This is a genomic window from Streptomyces sp. NBC_01314, from assembly GCF_041435215.1.
Taxonomy (GTDB): domain Bacteria; phylum Actinomycetota; class Actinomycetes; order Streptomycetales; family Streptomycetaceae; genus Streptomyces.
This window is the reverse complement of sequence record NZ_CP108394.1, coordinates 1111865-1134358: the sequence shown is the minus strand read 5'-3', so window position 1 is coordinate 1134358 and position 22494 is coordinate 1111865. Positions and strand designations below refer to the sequence as shown.

At 71.6% G+C, this 22494-nt stretch carries 19 protein-coding genes; 7 read left to right on the top strand and 12 right to left on the bottom strand.

What is annotated here, in order from left to right; all coding sequences use genetic code 11:
* Nucleotides 1–5: 5 nt before the first annotated feature.
* The 6 genes from OG622_RS05155 to OG622_RS05130 form a co-directional block, all read right to left on the bottom strand.
* Entirely contained in the window at nt 6–866 is an 861-nt protein-coding gene (locus OG622_RS05155; RefSeq protein WP_371573720.1) for a 3-hydroxybutyryl-CoA dehydrogenase, read from the bottom strand.
* Nucleotides 867–928: 62 nt separating this feature from the next.
* Nucleotides 929–4159, bottom strand: coding sequence for a fused isobutyryl-CoA mutase/GTPase IcmF (gene icmF, locus OG622_RS05150; RefSeq protein WP_371573718.1), 3231 nt, complete (start codon nt 4157–4159; stop codon nt 929–931).
* A gap of 124 nt (nt 4160–4283) precedes the next feature.
* Nucleotides 4284–5270, bottom strand: a complete 987-nt coding sequence (locus OG622_RS05145) for a 2Fe-2S iron-sulfur cluster-binding protein (RefSeq protein WP_371573716.1) — start codon at nt 5268–5270, stop codon at nt 4284–4286.
* A 19-nt stretch (nt 5271–5289) separates the two neighbouring features.
* The gene (locus OG622_RS05140) at nt 5290–6480 is read right to left on the bottom strand and encodes an acetyl-CoA C-acyltransferase (RefSeq protein ID WP_371573714.1); all 1191 of its coding nucleotides are present in this window, start codon (nt 6478–6480) and stop codon (nt 5290–5292) included.
* A gap of 79 nt (nt 6481–6559) precedes the next feature.
* The gene (locus OG622_RS05135) at nt 6560–7165 is read right to left on the bottom strand and encodes a histidine phosphatase family protein (protein WP_371573712.1); all 606 of its coding nucleotides are present in this window, start codon (nt 7163–7165) and stop codon (nt 6560–6562) included.
* A 95-nt stretch (nt 7166–7260) separates the two neighbouring features.
* On the bottom strand, nt 7261–8799 hold the full coding sequence (locus tag OG622_RS05130) for an AMP-binding protein (protein WP_371573710.1): 1539 nt from the start codon (nt 8797–8799) through the stop codon (nt 7261–7263).
* Nucleotides 8800–8998: 199 nt separating this feature from the next.
* Here OG622_RS05130 and OG622_RS05125 point away from each other — a divergent pair, with 199 nt between their 5' ends.
* The 3 genes from OG622_RS05125 to OG622_RS05115 are packed head-to-tail and all read left to right on the top strand — an operon-like array spanning nt 8999 to nt 11898.
* On the top strand, nt 8999–10318 hold the full coding sequence (locus OG622_RS05125) for an acyl-CoA dehydrogenase family protein (protein WP_371573708.1): 1320 nt from the start codon (nt 8999–9001) through the stop codon (nt 10316–10318).
* 44 nt (nt 10319–10362) lie between these two features.
* Nucleotides 10363–11127 (top strand): SDR family NAD(P)-dependent oxidoreductase, encoded by a 765-nt coding sequence (locus tag OG622_RS05120; RefSeq protein ID WP_371573705.1) that lies wholly within the window; start codon nt 10363–10365, stop codon nt 11125–11127.
* Between the two features lie 3 nt (nt 11128–11130).
* A complete protein-coding gene (locus OG622_RS05115; protein ID WP_371573704.1) occupies nt 11131–11898 on the top strand; it encodes a ThuA domain-containing protein in 768 nt (255 codons plus the stop codon).
* 185 nt (nt 11899–12083) lie between these two features.
* Here the strand turns inward: OG622_RS05115 and OG622_RS05110 are convergent, their stop codons facing one another.
* From OG622_RS05110 to OG622_RS05095, 4 genes are read right to left on the bottom strand one after another with little or no spacing between them, the layout of a single operon-like run.
* On the bottom strand, nt 12084–13127 hold the full coding sequence (locus OG622_RS05110) for an NAD(P)-dependent alcohol dehydrogenase (protein ID WP_371573701.1): 1044 nt from the start codon (nt 13125–13127) through the stop codon (nt 12084–12086).
* Nucleotides 13124–14248 carry an ABC transporter permease gene (locus tag OG622_RS05105; protein ID WP_371573699.1) on the bottom strand — a complete coding sequence of 375 codons (1125 nt, stop codon included), beginning with the start codon at nt 14246–14248 and terminating at the stop codon, nt 13124–13126. Before OG622_RS05105 ends, OG622_RS05110 begins: the two co-directional genes overlap by 4 nt.
* Before the next feature lies 1 nt (nt 14249).
* Entirely contained in the window at nt 14250–15782 is a 1533-nt protein-coding gene (locus tag OG622_RS05100) for a sugar ABC transporter ATP-binding protein (protein ID WP_371573698.1), read from the bottom strand.
* Nucleotides 15767–16909, bottom strand: coding sequence for a sugar ABC transporter substrate-binding protein (locus OG622_RS05095; protein ID WP_371573696.1), 1143 nt, complete (start codon nt 16907–16909; stop codon nt 15767–15769). Before OG622_RS05095 ends, OG622_RS05100 begins: the two co-directional genes overlap by 16 nt.
* A 448-nt stretch (nt 16910–17357) precedes the next feature.
* Here OG622_RS05095 and OG622_RS05090 point away from each other — a divergent pair, with 448 nt between their 5' ends.
* From OG622_RS05090 to OG622_RS05075, 4 genes are read left to right on the top strand one after another with little or no spacing between them, the layout of a single operon-like run.
* Nucleotides 17358–18764 carry an SRPBCC family protein gene (locus tag OG622_RS05090; protein ID WP_371573695.1) on the top strand — a complete coding sequence of 469 codons (1407 nt, stop codon included), beginning with the start codon at nt 17358–17360 and terminating at the stop codon, nt 18762–18764.
* A complete protein-coding gene (locus tag OG622_RS05085; RefSeq protein WP_046702553.1) occupies nt 18761–19075 on the top strand; it encodes a 2Fe-2S iron-sulfur cluster-binding protein in 315 nt (104 codons plus the stop codon). Before OG622_RS05090 ends, OG622_RS05085 begins: the two co-directional genes overlap by 4 nt.
* Before the next feature lie 7 nt (nt 19076–19082).
* Nucleotides 19083–19298 (top strand): transposase, encoded by a 216-nt coding sequence (locus OG622_RS05080; RefSeq protein ID WP_371573693.1) that lies wholly within the window; start codon nt 19083–19085, stop codon nt 19296–19298.
* 4 nt (nt 19299–19302) lie between these two features.
* Complete coding sequence (locus OG622_RS05075; protein ID WP_371573691.1) at nt 19303–20343, top strand: NADP-dependent oxidoreductase; 1041 nt, start codon at nt 19303–19305, stop codon at nt 20341–20343.
* Here the strand turns inward: OG622_RS05075 and OG622_RS05070 are convergent.
* Both OG622_RS05070 and OG622_RS05065 read right to left on the bottom strand, forming a co-directional pair.
* Nucleotides 20326–20640 (bottom strand): putative quinol monooxygenase, encoded by a 315-nt coding sequence (locus tag OG622_RS05070; protein ID WP_371573689.1) that lies wholly within the window; start codon nt 20638–20640, stop codon nt 20326–20328. The two genes, OG622_RS05075 and OG622_RS05070, sit on opposite strands and share 18 nt — an antisense overlap.
* An 85-nt stretch (nt 20641–20725) precedes the next feature.
* The gene (locus OG622_RS05065; RefSeq protein ID WP_371573687.1) at nt 20726–22462 is read right to left on the bottom strand and encodes a PEP-utilizing enzyme; all 1737 of its coding nucleotides are present in this window, start codon (nt 22460–22462) and stop codon (nt 20726–20728) included.
* Nucleotides 22463–22494 lie beyond the last annotated feature (32 nt).

The window sequence follows — 22494 nt, the reverse complement described above, 5'->3', positions numbered from 1 at the left end:
CCGCTTCACGCGTCGTAGATGTGGAAGCCGCGGCCGCTCTTGCGGCCGAGGTGGCCCGCGGCGACCATGCGTCGCAGCAGGGCGGGCGGTGCGTACAGCGGTTCCTTGAACTCCTCGTACATCGACTCGGCCACCGCCTGCGCGGTGTCGAGGCCGATGAGGTCGAGCAGGCGCAGAGGGCCCATGGGATGGGCGCAGCCGAGCTCCATGCCGCGGTCGATGTCGTCCGGGCGGGCCGCGCCCGACTCCACCATCCGTACCGCGCTGAGCAGGTAGGGCACGAGCAGGGCGTTGACGACGAATCCGGAGCGGTCGGGTGCCTGGATGACCTGCTTGCCGAGCAGGGCGGCGAAGTCACGGGTGCGTCGCACGGTCTCCTGGCTGGTGGTCAGCGCGGGGATGAGCTCGACCAGTTGCTGTACGGGCACGGGGTTGAAGAAGTGCATGCCGATGAGTTGCGCGGGCCGTTCCGTGGCGACGGCGAGGTCGACGATGGGCACGGAGGAGGTGTTGGTGGCGAGGATCGCCAGCGGGTCCTCGACCGCCTTGTCCAGGGCGCGCAGGACGTCGGTCTTGATGTCGCGGTTCTCGGCGACGGCCTCGATGACGAACTGGCGGTCGGCCATGTCGCTGAGGTCATGGGTGAAGGACAGTCCGGCGAGGGCGTGGTCCCGCTGCCGTTCGCTGAGCTTGCCACGCCGTACGCCCCGGTCGAGGGAGGCGGTGATGCGGCGGCGGCCGGCCTCGGCGGCGTCGTGGGTGGCTTCGGCGACACGGACGTCGATGCCGCTGTGGGCGGCGACTTCGGCGATGCCGGAGCCCATGAGGCCGCAGCCGACGACGCCGAGGCGGGTGACGGGATCCATCCGGGATCCTCTCTGAGGAGTGGCCGCGCGAGTGGACGCGCGGCGGTCTTCCGGGGCTGGGTTCAGACGTTGCGGCGGTACTGGCCGCCGACTTCGAAGAACGCCTCGGTGATCTGCTGCAGCGAGCAGACCCGGGCGGCTTCCATGAGGACGGCGAAGACGTTGCTGCCGCTCACCGCCGCGTCCTTGAGGGAGGTCAGGGCGGCGTGGGCCCGGTCCTGGTGGTGGGCCTGGTACTCCCGCACGCGGCCCAGCTGGGACTGCTTCTCCTCCTCGGTGGCACGGGCCAGTTCGATGACGCCGGGCTCGGCGGTGTCGGCGTGGGGGTTGCGGAAGGTGTTGACGCCGACGAGGGGCAGGGTGCCGTCGTGCTTGCGCTGCTCGTAGAGCATCGACTCGTCCTGGATACGGCCGCGCTGGTAGCCGGTCTCCATGGCGCCGAGCACGCCGCCGCGTTCGCTGATCCGCTCGAACTCCAGGAGGACCGCCTCCTCGACCAGGTCGGTGAGTTCGTCGATGACGAACGAGCCTTGGAGGGGGTTCTCGTTCATGGCCAGACCCCACTCCCGGTTGATGATCAGCTGGATGGCCAGGGCCCGGCGTACGGATTCCTCGGTGGGGGTGGTGACCGCCTCGTCGTAGGCATTGGTGTGCAGGCTGTTGCAGTTGTCGTAGATGGCGATGAGTGCCTGCAGGGTGGTGCGGATGTCGTTGAAGTCCATCTCCTGGGCGTGCAGGGAGCGGCCGGAGGTCTGGACGTGGTACTTCAGCTTCTGGCTGCGCTCGCCCGCGCCGTAGCGCTCCCGCATCGCCACGGCCCAGATGCGGCGGGCGACCCGGCCCAGCACCGCGTACTCCGGATCCATGCCGTTGGAGAAGAAGAACGACAGGTTCGGGGCGAAGTCGTCGATGCGCATGCCCCGGGCGAGGTAGGCCTCGACGTAGGTGAAGCCGTTGGCCAGGGTGAACGCCAGCTGGCTGATGGGGTTGGCCCCGGCTTCGGCGATGTGGTAGCCGGAGATGGACACCGAGTAGAAGTTGCGGACCCGGTTCGCGATGAACCACTCCTGGATGTCGGCCATCATCCGCAGGGAGAACTCGGTGGAGAACAGGCAGGTGTTCTGGCCCTGGTCCTCCTTGAGGATGTCGGCCTGGACCGTGCCGCGCACGTGCGCCAGCGCGTGCGCGGTCAGTTCGGCCGCCTCCTCGGGCGACGGGTCGCGGCCCTCGACGGCGCGGAACCGTTCGGCCTGCTGGTCGATGACCGTGTTGAGGAAGAACGCCAGGACGGTCGGGGCGGGCCCGTTGATCGTCATGGAGACCGAGGTCGTCGGCGCGACCAGGTCGAAGCCGTCGTAGAGCGCCTTCATGTCCGCCAGCGTGGCCACCGACACTCCGGAGGTGCCGACCTTCCCGTAGACGTCGGGACGTTCGTCGGGGTCGCGGCCGTAGAGGGTGACCGAGTCGAACGCGGTGGACAGGCGGGTGGCCGGCTGGCCTTCGGAGAGCAGCTTGAAGCGCCGGTTGGTGCGGAACGGGTCTCCCTCGCCGGCGAACATCCGTGCCGGGTCCTCCCCGTCGCGCTTGAAGGGGAACACCCCGGCGGTGAAGGGGAAGTGGCCGGGGAGGTTCTCCCGGCGCCAGAAGCCCACGAGTTCCCCGTGGTCGGTGAACCGGGGCAGCGCGACGCGGGGAATCGTGTTGCCGGAGAGGGACTCGCGGGTCAACGGGGTGCGGATCTCCTTGTCCCGGACCTTCACCACCTGTTCGTCGCCCGAGTAGGAGGCGATGACGGCGGGCCACGTCGCGATCTGCTCGCCGACGTCGTGCGGGAGCCGCCGGCGGGCGTCCTCCAGCAGTGACCGCACGTCGTCCGTGTCGAAGCCCGCGTCGACGAGTTCGCCCCGGACCGCGTCCAGGCGCTGCACCCGACGCGCGGCCTCGGCCAGCCGGCTGGTCTCGGCGTGGTAAGTGCGGACGGAGTCGGTGATCTCGGCGAGGTAGCGCACCCGGTCGGCGGGGACCACCTGCCGGATACCGGAGGAGTGCTGGACCTCGACCGGTCGCAGTGTGCCCTCGGGCAGCGGCAGCCCCTTCTCGGCCAGGGCCGTCTTCACCCGCTGGTAGAGCGCGGTGACGCCGTCGTCGTTGAAGGTGGCCGCCGAGGTGCCGTACACCGGCATGTCCTCGGGCCGCATGCCGAACGCCTCGCGGTTGCGGACCAGTTGACGGCCCACATCACGCAACGCGTCCTTGGCGCCGCGCCGCTCGAACTTGTTGATCGCCACGACGTCGGCGAAGTCGAGCATGTCGATCTTCTCCAACTGCGAGGCGGCACCGAACTCCGGCGTCATCACGTACATCGAGGTGTCGACGAACGGCACGATCGCCGCGTCGCCCTGGCCGATGCCCGGCGTCTCCACGATCACCAGGTCGAACCCGGCGGCCTTGACCACGTCGATCACGTCGGGCAGGTGCTCGGGCAGCTCACGGCTGCCGCGGGTGGCCAGGCTCCGGAAGAAGATCCGGCTGCCGTCGAGGGAGTTCATCCGGATCCGGTCGCCGAGCAGGGCACCGCCGCCCCGGCGGCGGGTCGGGTCGACCGCGATCACGGCGATCCGCAGCTTGTCCTGCTGGTCGACGCGGAACCGGCGTACCAGCTCGTCGGTCAGCGAGGACTTGCCGGAACCGCCGGTGCCGGTGATGCCCAGGACCGGTGTGACCCGGGACGAGGCGGCGGCCCGCAGCTGGGCCAGGGAATCCTTCGGCAGCTTCCCCAGTTCGGCTCCGGTGATGGTACGGGCGATCGCGAACCGGTCTCCCGCGAGTACGGCGGCGACGTCGGCCGGCTTGCCGTCCCACAGGTCGAAGTCGCAGTCCCGCACGACCGAGTTGACCATCCCGGCCAGACCCATCCGCTGACCGTCCTCCGGGGAGAAGATGGTCACCCCGCTCGCCCGCAGCCGGGCGATCTCCTCGGGCACGATGACGCCGCCACCACCGCCCACCACACGGACGTGGTCCGCTCCCTGCGCGCGGAGCGACTCGACCAGGTACTCGAAGTACTCCACGTGTCCGCCCTGGTAGGACGAGACCGCCACGCCGTGTGCGTCCTCCTCCAGCGCCGCGTCCACGACCTCCCGCACCGACCGGTTGTGTCCGAGGTGGATCACCTCGGCGCCCTGGGACTGCAAGATCCGCCGCATGATGTTGATCGACGCGTCGTGTCCGTCGAACAGGGCCGAAGCCGTGACCAGACGGACGGGGTGCACGGGGTGGTGCAGGTCGCTCATGGGGGCCTTCCCGGACGGGTCGCTGTCACTCTGCTGCAGAGATACTAGGACGTCCTAGTAAATTGTCGGGAGTGGCGGCGACGATGTGAGCAGCGGCACAGGGGCCGTTCGAGCGGGCCCCTGGTCACAGGTCGAGGACCAGGCGGGGCTCGCACGAGCGGGAGACGCAGATGAGCATGGTGTCGCCGGCGGCCCGCTCGTCCTCGGTGAGCAGGGAGTCGCGGTGGTCGGGCCTGCCGTCGAGTACGTCGGTCTCGCAGGTGCCGCAGGTGCCTTCCCGGCAGGAGAAGTCCACCGCGACACCGGCCTCCTCCAGCGTTTCGAGCACCGAGCGGTCCGCCGTCACCGTGAGGGTCAGCCCGGAGCGGGCGAGCTCCACCTCGAAGGCCTCGGCCGGCCCGGCCCCGAGCACCCCGGTCGCCTCGGCGGGGGCGAACCGCTCGACGCCCAGCGTGCCCGGGGGCCAGTCGGCGGACTCCTCCCGCACGGCCCGCAGCAGGGGCTCGGGACCGCAGGCGTGCACCAGGGTGCCCGGCTCGGGCGGGCCGAGGAAGGCGGCGAGGTCCAGCAGGCCGTACTCGTCCTGGGGGCGGATCAGTACGCGGCCCCCGTACGGGGCGAGACGGTCCAGGAACGCCATGGAGGTGCGGGTGCGGCCGCCGTACAGCAGACGCCAGTCGGCCCCCGCGGCCTCGGCGGCCTCGACCATGGGAAGGATCGGCGTGATGCCGACGCCGCCCGCGACGAACAGATGGCGTGCGGCGGGCCGCAGCGGGAAGTTGTTCCGTGGTCCGCGGACCCGGACGGTGCTGCCTTCGCGCAGGCGGTCGTGGACGTACGCGGAGCCGCCGCGGCCCTCCGGTTCGCGCAGCACGGCGATCTGCCAGACCCCGCGTTGCTCCGGGTGCCCGCACAGGGAGTACTGACGGATCAGAGCGCCGGCCTCGCGGTCGTCGCCGTCCAGGAGTACGTCGATGTGGGCGCCCGGCGTCCAGGCGGGGAGTGCCTCGCCGTCCGGGCGGCGCAGGGTGAGGCAGAGGACACCGTCGGCGGCGGGGGCGCGGGTCGCCACGGTGAGGATCGTCCCGGCCAGGGGCAGTTGGTCGTTCATGGTGCGTCAGCTCCGGGGTTCAGGCCTGTGCCGGCACGTGCAGCAGCAGCGCGTCGCCCTGGCCGCCGCCCCCGCACAGGGCAGCCGCTCCGGTACCGCCGCCGCGTCGCCGCAGTTCCGCCGCGAGGGTCAGCACCAGGCGGGCGCCCGTCATGCCGACCGGGTGGCCGAGGGCGATGGCGCCGCCGTTGACGTTCACCCTCTCCAGGGGGATGTCCAGCTCTCGTACGGAGGCGAGGGCCACTCCGGCGAACGCCTCGTTGATCTCGAACAGATCCAGGTCGGCGGCCTTGAGCCGGCCCTCCCGGGACAGTGCGTCGCGGACCGCCCCGGCCGGCTGGACCACCAGAGAGGGATCGGGGCCCGCGACCGTGCCGTAGGCGCCGATCCTGGCCAGTGGGGTCAGGCCCTCCCGCCGGGCGCGCTCCGCGCTCATCACGACGACCGCCGCGCCACCGTCGGAGAGCTGTGAGGAGTTGCCCGCGGTGATGGTTCCCCCGTCGGAGAACGCGGGTCGCAGGCGCCCCAGGCTCTCGGCGGTGGTTCCCGGCCGTACGCCCTCGTCGGTGTCCACCACCGTCTCGCCGTGCCGTCCCGGCACCGCGAACGGGACGATCTCGTCGGTCAGCGCGCCGGACTTCTGGGCATGGGCGGCCCGTTGGTGGGAGAGCGCGCTGTACTCGTCCTGCTCCTCGCGGGTGAGCCCGAACGGCTGCTGGTACCGCTCGGTGGCCGCGCCCATGGAGACGCCGTCGAAGGCGCAGACGAGGGCGTCGCGGTCGAGAGCGTCCTCGACGGCGGCGGCACCGTACTTCCAGCCGGTGCGCGCCCCGCGCAGCAGGTGCGGGGCGCCCGACATGGACTCCATGCCGCCCGCGACGACCACCTCGTGCCGGCCGGACGCGATCATGAGGTCGGCCAGGGCGATGGCGTGCAGACCCGACAGGCAGAGCTTGTTGACGGTGCTCGCCGGGACGGAGAACGGGATGCCGGCGCGGATCGCGGCCTGCCTGGCCGGATTGGGGCCGGCCCCGGCCTGGACGACATGGCCCATGAAGACGGCTTCCACGGCGGCCGGGTCCAGGTGCGCGGCGGCCAGCGCCGCGCCGATGGCATGGGCGCCGAGGTCGACGGCGGACACGGTGCTCAGGGCGCCCATCAGTCTGCCGATGGGCGTTCTTGCTCCGGCGACGATGACGGATCCGGGCATGGCCGGGACCTCCTGCGGGAGTGGGGCGGGTCGGCCCGGGGGACGAGAGGGCGGGTCAGCCAGGGGGCGAGAGGGCAGGTCAGGCGACCGCGTCGGCGGCACGCTCGGCGATCATGTGGGCCGTCTCGTTCACCGAGTGCAGGACGATCCGGCCGCCCGGCAGCCGCCGCACCCTGCTGACCGAGGTGTAGCCGGGGTGGAACCAGAACATCGTGGGCAGCCCGAGCACCGTCGCCAGATAGGTGTTGGTGATGCCGCCGTGGCACACCACCGCGACCCGCCCGCCGGAGTGGGCGTCGAAAACGGTGTCCATGGCCCGTGCGGCACGCGCGCGGAAGGCGTCCCAGTCGAGATCGGGCACGAAGTCCTCGTACCGCCCCTCGGCGAGGGCCGCCGCCCGGGGATCGTCGGCGCCGATCTGCTCCGGTGGCGTGTAGGGGTGGGAGACGTCGGTGTCCCACTCGCGCAGGTCGTCCAGCACGGTCGCGGTCATGCCCGTGAGCCGTTCCAGGGGTGCCACCGTCTCGCGGGCGCGCTGGAACGGGCTCGTGTACAGGGCGTCGACGTCCTCGTGCACCAGCCAGGCGGCGAGGCGCTCCGCCTGGCTGGTGCCCTCCGGCGACAGCCCCGGGTCGTACACGCCCGCCACGGGGAGGCCGTGCCGGATGAGGAGGAGTTCGGTCATCGATGATCCTTCGTACGAGGAGTCGGGGGGTGCCGGGCGATGTCGGGCGATGTCGGAGGGTGCCGGGGGGTGCCGGCCGTCGTGGGGCGGCCGCTTCAGCCCGCGATGGTCCGCTCGGAGTGCCAGTAGGGGCGGCGCATGGCGCGCTTGTCGAGCTTGCCCATCGCGTTGCGCTGGAGTTCGGGAACGAACTCGTAGGACTTCGGGCACTTGTAGGCGGCCAGCCGGTCGCGGCAGAACCGGTCGAGTTCCTCGACCGGCGTCTCGTCCGCGGCTGCCACGACCAGCGCCCGCAGCGACTCGCCGAAGTCCGGATCGGGCACGCCGATCACCGCGACCTCGACGACCGCCGGGTGCTGCCGCAACACCGCCTCGCTCTCGGCCGGGTAGAGGTTGACACCGCCGGAGACCACGACGTCCGCGGCCCGGTCGGTGATGAAGATGTAGCCCTCGGCGTCGACGTAGCCGATGTCGCCGAGGGTGAAGACGCCGGGGGAGAGGTAGGCGGACTTCGTCTTGTCCGGGTCCGCGTGGTAGCGCACGCCCTGGTCCTCCGGTGCGCGGAACGCCAGCAGTCCCCGTTCGCCGGGCGGCAGCGGCCGGCCGTCGTCATCGGTCACCAGGACCTCGAACGGGGGCCGGACGCGCCCGACCGAGCCCGGATGGACCAGCCACTCGGTGCTGCTGATGCGGGCCACGGTGCCCGCTTCGCTCGCCCCGTACGACTCGGTCAGCACCGGTCCGAACCACTCGATCATGGCCCGCTTCACGTCCGGTGGACACGCGGACCCGGTGTGGGAGACCTGCGTGAGGCTGGAGACGTCGTACCGGGCACGTGTCTCCTCCGGCAGGGCGAGCAGCCGTTGGAAGTGGGTGGGCACCATGACCGTGGAGGTGACCCGCCACTTCGCGACCCGGCTCAGGAAGAGCGCCGGGTCGTACCTGCCCAGTACGACCACCTGTTGCCCCGCCGCCAGATGGCGCAGTGCCGTCAGGGGCGCGTTGTGCTGCAGCGGGCCGCACACCACATGCGGGCCGGGCGGGAATCCGGACCGGGCGGACACCGCGGCGAGATAGGCGGAGCTGTCGGCGACCGGACCGCTCACCCAGCGCACCTCGGTGCCGCGCGCCCGGCCGGTGGTTCCCGAGGTGTAGACGAGGGGCGGCCGGGCGGGCCGGTCCGCGGGAACGGTCCGCCCGGCGGGCGTGGCCGCCAGCCACAGGTCCCAGTCGAATGCGTGCCCGATCGCCGGGGTCCCGTGCAGCACCAGCGGCAGACCCAGTTCCCGGGCCGCGTCCAGGGCGGCGCCGGCGCCCGCGGGTCCGGCGATGATGCCGGTCGCGCCCGCGTCGGTGATCTGGTCCACGAGTTCGCCCGACGTCAGATTCCGGGACGAGGCCACGGTCCCCACGCCGACGCGCAGTCCGGCCAGATGGGCCACCAGTGTCGGTATGGCGTTGTCGCCGAGCACGACGACCCGGTCGTGCGGACCGGGCGCGAGCTCCAGCAGTCGTGCCGACGCCCGCGCCAGCTGGTCCGCGAGCCCGGACCAGGACAGCACCTCCCAGTCGTCCACCAGGGCGGGTTCCTCCGGGGTGTTCCGGACGCGACGGTCGAGTGGCAACTGCGACATGGCTCCTCCGGGCGGCTCCTCGGGCGTCTCCCGCATTCAGGGAGAGCCGATGCGGAGACTGTAGCGTTTATCAAGAAAGTACGGAACACTCAGAGTCGGGCCGAGTGCATCTCCGCATGGTTGAGGGGATGCTTCGGTCGCTTCCCTGGTCACTGTTACTGCAACTGTCATCTGGTAAGTGCCGTTCCAAGGAGGAGCCATGTCCCCGCCCGACCCGGACGCGTGGCGCGCACAGGTCCGACACTGGCTGACCACCGTGCTCGAACCGGCGCGAGCGCCGGAGACGACCGGAGAGGCGGCCGACCTCGCCGTGTTCCACGACCTCCCCGAAGCCGAGGAGCGCCTGCTGCTGGAGCACTGCCGCGCCTACCAGCGGGCCCGCTTCGACGCCGGGTACCAGGCGCTGACGCTGCCCGCGGACCTGGGCGGGGCGGGCCTGACCGCCGCCCACGTGGCGGCCTTCGCCGAGGAGGAGTCGGCCTTCGACGTACCGCCGTCCACCGAACTGATCAGTGTCACCGTGCGCCTGGTCGCGATGGCCGTCTCCCTGTTCGGAACGGCCGGGCAGCGCCACGACTTCGCACGCGCGTTCCTGCGCACCGACCTGCTGGCCTGTCAGCTCTTCAGCGAACCCGGCGCCGGCTCCGACCTCGCGGCCGTGCGCACCCGCGCCCGGCAGGAGGACGGAGGGACCTCCCGCTCGACCGAAGCCGGGAGCGGGGAAGCCGGGAGCGGGGAGGACAGGAGCGGGGCAGAAGGGAGCGGGGGCGACTGGGTGATCGACGGCCAGAAGGTGTGGACCTCGGGAGCACAGTTCGCCGACCACGGCCTGCTGCTCGCCCGCACCGATCCGGACGTCGTCAAACAGGCGGGCATCACCGCCTTCCTGGTCCCCATGGACGCCCCCGGTGTGGAGGTGCGCCCCATCCGCCAGATGAGCGGCGGCGCCTCCTTCAACGAGGTCTTCCTCACCGGTGTCCGCGTCCCGGACCGCCTCAGGATCGGGCGCCCGGGTCAGGGCTGGGAGGTCGCCACCACCACCCTCGGCTTCGAACGGACCGCCTCGGGCAGCGGCAACCGGCGCAAGGGCGGCACCTTCACGGATGTGCTCGCCCTCGCCCGCTCGCTCGGCCGCACCGACGACCCGCTGGTCCGTCAACGCCTCGCCGACCTGTACGTCCGCACCGCACTGCGCGCCGCCACCGTGGACCGCGTCGCCAGAACGAGCGCCTCCGGCGGCCGTCCCGGCCCCGAGGCGTCACTGACCAAGCTGATGGCCTCCGACCTGCTCACCCGCACCGGGCAGGTCGCCGCAGACCTCATGGGCGCCCGGATCTCCGCCGACACCGGAGAGCCGGGCACGTTCGCCTGGACCCGGCATCTGCTCGGCGCCCCCGGCTACCGGCTGGCCGGAGGCACCGACCAGATCCAGCGCAACCTGATCGGCGAGCGCGTCCTGAGGCTGCCGTCCGAGCCGCGCGTGGACCGGGTGCCGTTCTCGCGACTCACCGACAACTGACGGACGCCCCACCCGCAACTGACAATCACGAAGGAGTGACACCGATGGATCTGGGACTGACAGGCGCGAAGGCACTGGTGACCGGCGCGAGCCGGGGCATCGGCCGGGCGATCGCCGGAACCCTGGCGGCCGAGGGCTGCGCGCTGGCGCTGTGCGCCCGGGGCGAGGAGGAGCTCGCCAAGGCCGCCGCCGAACTGCGCGCCGAGGGCGCGACGGTGTTCGCCGAACCGGTCGACGTCACCGACCCGGACGCGCTCGCGGGCTTCGTGGAGCGGGCGGCCGGCGCACTCGACGGCCTGGACCTGCTGGTGTCCAACGTCTCGGCGGGCAACATCAAGGGCCCCGAGTCCTGGGAGGCCAGCCTGCGCGGCGACCTGATCCCGTTCGCGGGACTCGTCGAGGCGGCCCTGCCGTACCTGGAGGCCTCCGACCGGGCCGCCGTGGTCGCCATCGGTACCACCAACGCCTCCGACACCGCCCGGCCCGCCGGCGCCAACTCCTACTCCGCCCTGAAGGCCGCCGTCGTCCAGCACGCCTCGGCCCTCGCACACGCCCTCGCACCGAAGGGCATCCGCGTCAACACCGTCTCGCCCGGCCCGATCGACTTCCCCGGCGGAGCCTGGGAGACCATCCGCACCAGCCGTCCCGAGGTGTACGAGGAGGTCCTCGCCAAGCTGCCGATCGGCCGCTACGGCACCGCGGAGGACGTGGCGGCCGCCGTGGCGTTCCTGCTCGGCCGGACCGGTTCCTTCTGCGTCGGGGTCAACCTCGTGGTGGACGGCGGGCTGCTGACCCGCGTCCAGTACTGAGCCGTGACGGGCCCGGCCGGCCGGCTGGACGCCGTACTGGTCTGCGGCGGCAGGTGGCACGACTTCGACCACGCGCGACTGCGGCTGCTGGAACTGCTCGGCGCGCATCCGCGGGTGCGTACGACGGTCTTCCAGGACTACGCCTGTACCGCCGCGCTGGACGGGGCGGACCTGCTGGTCACCTACACCTGCGACGTCCGGCCCGGCCCGGCCGAGCGGGCCGCGCTGGCACGGTTCGTCGAGCGGGGCGGGCGCTGGCTGGCCCTGCACGGCACCAACTCCGTCATCGAACCACCGGCTTCCGGCGGACCGCGGGTGTTCACCACTCCGCGGCTCCTCGGCGAGGTGGCCGTGGTGCTCGGCAGCCAGTTCCTGGCCCACCCGCCGATCGAACCGTACGAGGTGCGGGTGACCCGGCCCGGCCATCCGCTGGTCGCCGGGATCGAACCGTTCACGGTCACCGACGAGCTGTATGTGTGCGAGTTGCACGGGGAGTTGGAGGTGCTGCTGCACGCCGACTACACGGGCCCCTGCCGCGGCTTCGCCGAGGGCGACACGGTGGCGCTCGACGACGTGCCCCGGCCGGTGCTGTACCTCAAGAGGCACGGCCTCGGCGAGGTCTGCTACTTCACCCTCGGCCACTGCCGGGGCCGTTACGACATGCAGGATCTCGGCGTGGCGGACACGGGGCGCGAGGATCGGGGGCCGTGGGGGACGCCGGAGTTCCTCACGGTGTTGGGGCGCTGTGTGGCGCGGGCGGTGGGTGGCTGAGCGCGAGGGGGCGGGCGGCTGAGCGGGACGGGTCGGGCCGTGGGTCCGGTGGGGCTTCTCGCGCAGTTCCCCGCGCCCCTTGAAAGGGGCGCGGGGTGCGCGAACGGGGTCCGGGGCGGAGCCCCGAGGGAGGGGACGGGCAGGGGCGGCGGGGGCGAAAACCCTGCCGGGCCCAGCCCTCTCGCTCAGCCCTGCGGCAGCACCACCGCCCGGCCGTTGATGTCCCCGGCATGCAGGCGCTCGTAGGCCATCGGTGCCTCCTCGAGGGAGAAGGTCTCGACGTGCGAGGAGACGAGCCCCTGCCGCGCCAGCTCGACGACCTCCATCAGCTCCGCGCGGCTGCCCCAGTAGGGGAACGAGGCGGACACCTCGAACGGCAGCCCGCCGCCGAAGCCGACCGCCAGTGTGCCCCCGCCGAGTCCGACGATCGTCACATCGCCCTCGATCGCCACGGTCGCGGCGGCGACCGCCAAGGTCGCCGTGGCCCCTACGAAGTCCAGGACCACCTCCGCCCCCGTCCCCCCGGTGAGCTCCCGGATCCGTCCGGCCGCCGCGTCGTCGGAGAGCAGCACCTCATGGGCGCCGACGGTCCTCGCCAGCTCCAGCTTCTCCTTGCTCAGGTCGAGGGCGACCACCCGGGCCGGCGTCAGCGCGCGCAGCAACTGCACGGCGAGATGGCCGAGTCCACCGACGCCGATCACGACCGCGGTGCTGCCCGGTACCAGCTTGGGCAGCGACTTCACGATCGCGTGATAGGGCGTCAGCCCGGCGTCGGTGAGCGGTGCGGCCTGCACCGGGTCGAGTCCGTCCAGTGGAACCAGATGGCGGGGCGATCGCACCAGCATGTACTCGGCCAGGGCGCCGGGCGAGCCGAGCCCGGGTGGCAGAATGCCGAGCCCGGCCGCGTGCGGACAGCAGTTCTCCTTGCCCACGGCGCACTTGTGGCAGCGACCGCAGCCCCACGGGCCGTACACCGCCACCGCGTCGCCCTCCGCGGGCCCCTTGACCCCGCTGCCCACCGCCGCGACGGTGCCGACCCCCTCGTGGCCGAGCGTCATGGGCAGCGGGTACGGGAACTGTTCCTCGGGCCAGCCCATGACCGCCAGGTCGGAGTGGCACAGCCCCGCCGCCGTCACCTTCAACAACACCTGGCCCGGGCCGGGTTCCGGCACGGGAACGTCGACGACCTCGGGGGCTTGCCCCACCTTCCGGTACTGCACAGCCTTCATTCGTTGTTCTCCTTGCTGGGAGCAGGCGCGGCCGTGCCCTCCGGGGGAGCCTCGGGGCCGGTATCCGAGGGGTTCCCCCGCCGGCGGCGCAGGACAGCGGGCAGGGCGATCCGGCCACCCGTCAGGACCAGCGCGACGATGAGCACCGAGCCCGTGAACAGGCTCGCGGCCCACTGGGCGCTGGTGGCGAGCCCGAGGCCGGTGATGCCGGTGCCGAGCAGCAGGACCGCGAGGACCGTGCCCCAGGCGTTGAAGCGGCCGGCGCGCAGCTGGGTCGCCCCGACGAAGGCCGCGGCGTAGGCCGACAGCAGATACGGGGTGCCCGCGGTCGGCGATCCCGATCCGACCGAGGACGCGAAGACGATTCCCGCGAAACCGGAGAGCAGCGCCGAGGACACCAGGGTAAGGAAGCGCAGCCGGTCGGTGCGCACCCCTTGCAGCCGTGCCGCGTCGGCGTTGAAGCCGGTCGCGTACAGCCGGCGCCCCGTGGCGGTGTGTTCCAGCAGGAACCAGATGGCCGTCGCGGCGAGCAGCAGGTAGAGCACCGGCAGCGTGATCCCACCCGCGTCCAGCTGGGCGATGCTCGCGAACGGCTCGGCCAGCAGACGCACACCGGTGATGGAGCTGTCGTTGGTGACCATGGTGATCAGCGACTGGATCAGCGCACCGGTCGCCAGGGTGGCGATGAACGAGTCGACGCGCAGCACCACCACCACGATTCCGTTGACGACCCCGACCAGGAGCGCGGCGGTCATCGCCAGGGCGATCGCGGCGGCGGGGCCGAGCCCGGTGGAGACCAGGAAGTAGGCGGTCAGCACGCTGGTCAGCGACATGGTGTAGGCGACGGAGAGGTCGAAGACCCGGGCGGCCAGCGGCATGACGACGCTGAGTGCCACCAACCCGGCCACGGCGTTGCCGTTGAGTACCTGCTTGACCGTGGTGACGGTCGGGAACGTCTCCGGTGCCCAGACGGAGAAGAGCACGGCGATGACCAGCCACACGTACACGGCGCCGATGTTCCGGAACGACAGGAACGACGACAGGGACGACAGGTCGGACGCCGTCCGCCGGACCCGTGCGGCCTGGACGGGCACCGCCGGCCGGGTCGGGGTGGATGTCATGTCACTCGGTCCCTTCCATGGCGTGCACGAGCGCGGCCTCGGTGATGTCGCGGCCGCTGAGTTCCCGTGCGATCCGGCCGTCCCGTACCACCAGGACGCGGGTGCACAGGGCGAGTAGGTCCTGTGTGTCGGACGAGGAGACGATGACGCCCATGCCCTCCTCCGTCCGACGCTCTATCAGGTCGTACAGCTGCAGCCGGGTGGCGATGTCGACGCCCGCCGTGGGTTCGCACAGCGCCAGCACCGGCGGGCGCTGTGCCAGGCAGCGGGCCATGACGACCTTCTGCTGGTTGCCGCCGCTCAACGTCGTGATGCGGGCCCCGCGGCCCGCCGTGCGCACCCCGACCCGCTCGATCCAGTCCTCGGCGAGGGCGGACTCACGGCGCCGGTGCAGCCGTCCGCCCCGGGCCCGGAGCCGGTGCAGGAGGGGGAGGGTGAGGTTCTCGCCGACCGAGAAGTCGCCGATCACTCCCTCACCCGCCCGGTCCGCGGGGACCAGGGGAAGGCCGAGTCCGTCGGCGTGGCGCGCGTCGGTCCAGCGTTCGGAGCGCTCCGGTACCCGCAGCCTGCCGCTCACCTGCCCGGAGTGGGCGCCGCACACCGCGTACGGCACGATCTCGTGGCCGGAGCCGACCAGTCCCGTGATGCCCAGCCGCTCACCCCGGGCCAGGTCGAAGCCGATTCCCCGCAGGGGACCGGCCCACAGGTCGCGGACCTCCAGTACGGCCCCGGTGGCCCCGCCGGTGGCGGAACGGGGAGCCGGGCGGTGGTCGGTCTCCGTCTCCTCGCCCGCCATCAGCTCCGCCAGTGAGCGCGGGGTGAGTTCGGCGACCCGGCGCGTGGCGATCCGGCGCCCGCCGCGGATCACGGTGACCCGGTCGGCGAGCGCGAAGATCTCGTCCATGCGGTGCGAGACGTACAGCACGCCGGCGCCGGCGTCGCGGACCTCCCGCACGATGTCGAAGAGCCGGGCCACCTCACCGGGCGGCAGCACGGCGGTGGGTTCGTCGAGGACCAGGACACCGCGGCGGCCCTCCCAGCCCTGCAGCGCGGCGGCGATGGCCACCACCGCGCGCTGGACGGGGGTCGCGGTCGTCAGGGGGCGGCGCACGTCGAGGCCGAGACCGAACCGTTCGACCAGTGCGGTCGTCCGGCGCTCCATCTCCGGCCAGCGGATGTTGCCGAGGGCGGTGCGGGCGAAGCCGCTGCTGAGCGCGAGGTTGTCGATGGCGCTCAACTCGCCGACCAGTCCCAGTTCCTGGTGGACGAAGCGGAGCCGGTCGTGCCGGGAGGCGGTGACCTGGCCGAGGTCGAACGGCTCGCCGTCGAGTTCGGCGACGGCTCCCGGCTCCGCGTGGTGGTATCCGGCGAGGATCTTGATGAGGGTGGACTTGCCGGAGCCGTTGGGGCCGATCAGGGCGTGGATCTCACCCTGCGCGACCTCCAGGTCGACGTCATCGAGTGCCTGGGTTCCGCCGAATCTCTTCGACAGGTGGGCCAGCCGCAGCACCGGCCGGATCAACTCAGCCCCCACAGCGCCTTGAACTGCGCCTGGTAGCCCTCGACGATCGGGAAGTCGCCGTCGGCGGAGGGCAGATTGTCCTTGGTGACCAGCATGTTCGGCAGCTCCGCCTGCTGGTCCACGTCCATGGACCGGCCGGTGAAGTGCCGGGCCAGCGCGTCGGCCTGGAGCCAGGCCGTCTCGTGGGAGTTCAGCGCCATCGCGCCGTCGCTGAGGCCGCTCTGGATGTACTGGTAGTTCTGCGCGTCACCGACGTTGACCACGAGGTGCTTGCCGGTGAGCCCCGCCGTCTTCAGCGCGGCCGGGACGCCCACGTTGAGCAGGCCCAGGGAGAAGACGACGTGGGTCACCTTCGGGTGCGAGCGGAGGTACGACACCACCCGGTCGGGCATGTCCTTGCCGACCGCGGTGATCGGCACGTCGACGTTGTCCAGCGCACAACCGTCGCACCATTCCTCGTACTTGGCCGCGAAGGAGTCCTTGACGGGCTTGAGGATCGTGTAGGCCGGCAGATCGAAGTACACGGTGTTCGCCTCGGCGCCACTGTCCGACACCACCCACGAGGCGAGCATCTCGCCCTGGACACCGACCTCCTTCGGCCCGTTCTTCAGCAGGGAGATGCCGTCGCCCACCACGTCGTCGGCGTTCGACTGGATGACGGGGATGTCGGCCGCCTTGAGCCGCGCCAGTTGCTTGGCGTAGACGGCGCGCGGGAATCCGGAGGCGATGACGGCGTCGGGCTTGTCGCGCAGGGCCTGCTCGTAGGCGGCCTGGACGGACTCCGGGGTTCCCTGGGTGGCGATCTGCTTCACCTTCCAGCCGAGTTCGTCGGCGGCCTCGGTGAAGAAGTCGGCGAGGTCCTTGCAGGACTGGACGCCGCACAGGATGAAGTCGATCTCCTTGCCCTTGGGGATCTTCTTGCCGACGGGCTGGGTGACGGGGATCGAGGCAGGGCGTTCGGAGAATGTCTTCAGGGCCGCGCGGGCCGCCGTCAGACCGGGCGAACCCGGTGCCGCCGCCTGGGATGTGCCGGCGGCCGGCGTCGTGTCGGAACCGCACGCCGCCAGCGTGAGCAGGGCGGTGACGGGCACGATCGCGGTGAGGGCGCGGCGGACCGCGCGACCGGGTGTGGAACTCATCGTCGAGTACTCCCGTGGTGTGGCGCCTGTGCTGCCGTGGCCCGCGTCGCTCCCGCGTCGGCGGTCGTCGGCTGCGTTCAGGCGGATCTGGTGGCGGCCCCGGACGGGGCGGCACGCGTGGGGTGCTGAGGGAAGCGGGCTGTGTCGGTCGCCGGAGTGGGGTACGGCGCGGGCCGGCGGGGCGACCCCGCGGCGCTGTGTCCGGGACGGACAGACGTCCACAGACGTCGCCCGGACGAGAAACTTATGAGGCACTACAGTCTCAAGTGCGTCGGAGTGTGACATGTCGCAGCGGGCTTGGGGAGGGGCCTGTCGCAAAAAATTCCAGGCCCGGCGCGGGTGTCCGGGATGACCTCGGGTGATGTGGCTCCGCCCGCCGTCGTGAGTGTTGCTCCGGAGTGCGACAGATAACTACACTCATTCTAAAGTTTCTGCCGGAGGAGAGATGATGGACGAAACGTCGGAGTCGGGCACCGCGCGGTGCCCCGGGCCCAGCGTCCAGGACTACCTCGACCAGGACAGCCGGCCCGTTCCCGCCGCCCTGAGGTACGAGAGGAACGACTACCTCGGCAGCGAGGACATCGACGCCGGCCGCTTCACCTCCCGCGCATGGGCCGAACGCGAGATGGAGCAGGTGTGGCGGCGCGTCTGGCAGTTCGCCTGTCTGGAGAGCGAGATCCCCGAGGTCGGCGACCACGAGGTCTACGAGATCGGCGAGGACTCGCTCATCGTCGTGCGCACGGCCCCCGACGAGATCCGGGCCTTCGTCAACGTGTGCCTGCACCGCGGCCGCAAACTGCGTACCACCGGCGGCAATGTGAGTGAGTTCCGCTGCCCGTTCCACGGCTTCGCCTGGAACCTCGACGGCACCATGCGGACCCCGCCGTGCGCCTGGGACTTCCCGCACGTCAGCCCGGAGAAGTTCGCACTCCCCGAGGCCCGCGTGGCCACCTGGCGCGGCTTCGTCTTCCTCAACATGGACCCGTACGCGGAGCCCTTCGACAGCTACCGCGGCACTTTCGACGAGTACTACATCTGGCCGCTGGAGAACCGGTACAAGTCGCTGCACATCGCCAAGGTGCTGCCCTGCAACTGGAAGATCGCGCAGGACGCGTTCATCGAGTCCTTCCACGTGATCGCCACCCACCCGCAGATGCTGCCGTGGCTCGCCGACGCCAACTCGCAGTACGACGTGATGGCGGACCAGCCGAACTGGAACCGCATGATCAACATCCAGGGCGCGCCCAGCCCGCACGTGGCGGACTTCGTCACGGAGGAGGAGGTCCTGGAGACCTTCTACGACTCGCGCGCGTTCTACTCGGCGGCCCAGGGCCGTGACCTGGTGAGGGGCGAGGGGGACGAGCTGCCCGCGATCCCGCCCGGCGGCACCGCCCGACAGGTCCTCGCCCAGCGGATGCGTGAACAGCTGGCGGCCACCTCGCCGCAGGACTTCTCGACGACCCCCGACACCGAACTGCTGGACGCCATCAACTACCTGCTGTTCCCCAACTTCAACCCGTGGGGCGGCGCCAAGTCCAACATCATCTACCGCTTCCGGCCCAACGGGCTCGACCCCGACTCGTGCACCGCCGAGATCATCTTCATGTCGGCCCCGAAGCAGCCCGGCGAGGTGCCGCCGCCGGCGAAGATCCGCTGGGTGGCGGAGGACATGCTCTTCGCGGACATCCCCGAACTCGGTGTGCTCGGGCCCGTCTTCGACCAGGACTGCGAGAACCTGCCCTACGTCCAGCAGGGCCTGAAGGCGACGCGTAAGCCGGGCATCACCCTGGCCAACTACCAGGAGAGCCGCATCCGCCACTTCAACCGGACGCTCGACCACTGGATGGAGAAGTGACCCACCGCGTGGCGGTCCGGCCCTCCGACGTCGAGATCGAGGTCCGCGACGGCGAGGACCTGTTCAGCGCCGCCGGGCGGCTCGGCTACCGCTGGCCGACCATCTGCGGCGGCAAGGGCACCTGCCGCACCTGCTTCGTCCGGATCGAGGAAGGCGCCGAGAACTGTTCCCCCGTGGACCCGCTGGAACGCGAGGGTATCGAGGCCCTGCGCAAGCCGGTGGACGGCCTGACCCGGCTCGCCTGTCGGCTCCGGGTCGAGGGCCCGGTGACCGTGACCAAGCGCGGCGTACGCCGCCGAGTGCAGGAGTGAGGGCCCCATGCCCAAGCAAGTGACCCACCCGCTGACCGGGCATGTGTACCGGCTCACCGAGGACGGCCTGGTCGAGGTGACCGACCCGAAGACCGGCGCGCGGGGCGTCTTCGACTTCCAGGCCCGCTGGCAGTCGGGCGAACTGCGCCACGCCGACCTGCAGATGGCCGGCTGGGTGGGCCGCCTCGCCCGGCGGCGCGCCGCCCCGCAGCCGGGGGAGTGAGCCGGTGACACCCCGGACCACGCGGGTGGTCTGCCTGGTGCGCCGGCCCGACGGGGAACCGGTGCCCGGCGACTTCGCCGTCGAGGAGCGTGTCCTGCCGCCCGTCGGCGAGGGGCAACTGCTCGTCCGCAACCTCTACATGAGCGTCGACCCGTCCATGCGAGGGCGGCTGGAGAGCACCGAGAAGCACTACACGCACAACTTCACCCCCGGCTCGCCGCTCGACGGCCGGGCCCTCGGAGTCGTGGAGGAGAGCCGCAGCCCCTCGGTGCCGGCCGGCGCCTATGTACGACACCAGCAGGGCTGGCGGGAGTGGGCCGTACTGGACGGCGCGGACACCGACGGCGCGGATCGCATCGACCCGCGCCTCGCCCCGCTGCCCACCTGGCTGGGACTGCTCGGCCAGACCGGCTTCACCGCCTACGCCGGCCTGACCCGGATCGCCGCACTCCGCCCCGGTGAGACCGTCCTAGTGTCGGCGGCGGCCGGAGCCGTGGGCACCGCGGCCGGCCAGTTCGCGCGCCTGCTGGGCGCGGACCGTGTCGTCGGGACCGCCGGAGGACCGGACAAGTGCGCCCTGCTGGTGAGGGAGTTCGGCTACGACGCCGCTGCGGACTACCGAGCCGAGCCCGTCCGCGAGGCGCTGGCCCGGCTGGCACCCGACGGCGTCGACGTCTACTTCGACAATGTCGGCGGTGAGCAACTGGCCGCCGCCCTGCACGCGTTGCGCACCGGAGGACGGGTCGCGCTGTGCGGCATGATGTCGCAGTTCGGCGGCGAACGACGGCCGGTGGACATCAACCAGTTGATCCAGGCGGTCCTCAAGCGGCTGACGTTGCGCGGCTTCATCGTCCGCGACCACGAGGACCTGCGGCCGGAGTTCGAGCAACGGGTCGCGCACTGGCTCGCCGAGGGCCGGATCACCGCGCGCGAGACGGTCGTCGACGGCCTGGAGAACGCGCCCGGCGCGCTGCTGTCCCTGCTGGGCGGCGGCAACGTCGGCAAGATGCTGGTGCGGCTGGGAGAGTCAGCGCATGGGGCGTGACGCGGCGACGGTGTGGGCCTGCAGGGAGACCCCGACTCGCGTCAGCCCGGCCACGGCCGCCCGGAAGTCCCTGATGTGCGGGGTGGCGAAGTGCTCGTCGAGGGCTTGCTGGGAGACCCACCGCTCGTACACACGGATCCGCCGGCCGTCGCCCGGGTCCGCGGTCATCGCGTAGTCCAGGCAGCCCGGCTCCTGCTCACGGGTCCGGTCTCCGAGCACGACCAGATGTTCCAGCATCCTGTCGCGATCGCCGGGCTCGTAGTCCATCCAGCCGGCGACGATGACTTCCCCTGCCATGCGGTGTTCCCCTTCGTGGTCATGGTCATAGTCATGGCCATGGGCACGCCGCCCCGTCGTGCGGAGCGGCGTGCCCACCCGATGTTCAGACGCCGAGCGGCGCCGTGACGCTGTCCACGGTGACGGTGCCCTTGCCGCCGTCGACCGTGATCACCATGCCGTCCCGCAGTTTCCGCGTGCCGCCCTCCACGGAGATGACGGCCGGGATGCCCAGCTCCCGGCAGACCACCACGGCGTGGCTGTTGAGTGCGCCCACGTCCACCACGGCCGCTCCGGCGACCAGGAACAGCGGCGTCCAGGCCGCGTCCGTGATCGGCGCGACCAGCACCTCTCCCGGCTCCAGGGCCTCGCACGAGGCCGGGTCGGTGACCACCCGGACCCTGCCGGTGTACGTGCCGTGGCTGCCGCCCACGCCGCTGAGCACGTCGCCGTCGACGGCGGCCTCGGTGCGTTCCTCGGCGCGTCGCGGCCAGGTGTCGATCCCGGTCCGGCTGTCGTCGGCGATGAAGAACGGCGGCTCCAGTTCGTGCAGGGCGGCGTACTCCCGCAGCCGCCGCGTGATGACCGGTCCGAACGGCTCAGGGTCGGTGACGTAGTCGTCGAGTTCGGTGTCCAGCAGCATCATCACGTCCTCGGGCTTGGCGAAACGCCCCGCCTCGACGCCGCGGCGGCCGAGCTCCCGCAGCGCCATCCGGATCTCGTTGACGACGGTCACACAGTTCGCCTTGGTGCGCTCGCGGGCCGGGATCCACACCTGGGAGGCGTGCATGCCGGCGTCGAACATGGGCTGCGCGTCCTCGGGCAGCGCGGCCCGGATCTCGCGCGCGGTCCGCTCGCGACTCTCGGTGAGCCGGGCGCGCCGGGCGGCCGGGGAGTCGCCGTCGGAGCTGTGCCGGATGCGGTCGACCAGGGCCAGGGCCTGGACGGGTGCCGCCTCCCAGGACAGCGCGTGGATGTCCCACTCGTTGGGGCCGCGGTCGCCGGACGCGGCCAGGAACTCCTCGAACGCGTCACGGAACGCCTTCACGTCCCCCGTCGCCCCGTCGAGCGCCCGCTCCACCGCGGCGGGTCCCTGGTCGAACTGCGCGGTCAGCTCCGCCGACGCCGCGACCTGGCGGGACAGTGCCCACAGGCCGTCCGAGGGGGAGGCCGAGTCGACGTCGCCGAGACCGCCGATGAGGTCGAGCATGGCGTCGGGGCGGTCCACGCTCGCGCACAGCGGTCCGAGGATCGCGGGTCCGACGGACGCGGGCAGCGACGACTCGACGTGCCGTTGGAAGGTCGTCTCCACGTCGTCCAGCAACGACCTGGCGTGCGCGACGAGTCGGGCGTCCGACAGCCCGGACGGATCCGGACGCTCGCGGCGCAGACGGCGCAGCCGTTCCCGGTCGGCGTCGGCCTCCGGGAAGTTGCCCTGGCCGAGCATCCGCTGGAGCGTGCCGCCGGCCTTGGCGGTCAGTTCGGGGTCCTGGTCGTCGGGGTGCGCCGCGTACACCGGGGTGTCGGAGCGCTGGCCGACGAAGGCGGCGTCGATCTGGTCCGCCGTCTGTCCCATACGGATGCCGAACAGCCGCATGTGCGACAGGTTGAGGTAGAAGTAGCCGCCGAACATCCCGACGAACGGCGGTCGGGGGCCTGCCACCTCCTCCTCGTGGTAGATGCCGAAACCGACGAATCCCTTGCGCCAGCCGTGCAGACCGCGCCCCCACACCAGGGTCCAGCCCAGCGGGCTGGCCGGCTCCGGAAGGGTCTCGCCCGCATTCGCCCGGGTGTAGTGCGGCAGCCGCTCACTGCGCTGCCAGTCCGTGATCCAGCTCTTCATGACCGAGGGTCTCCCGCTGTCCGTGCCTGTGT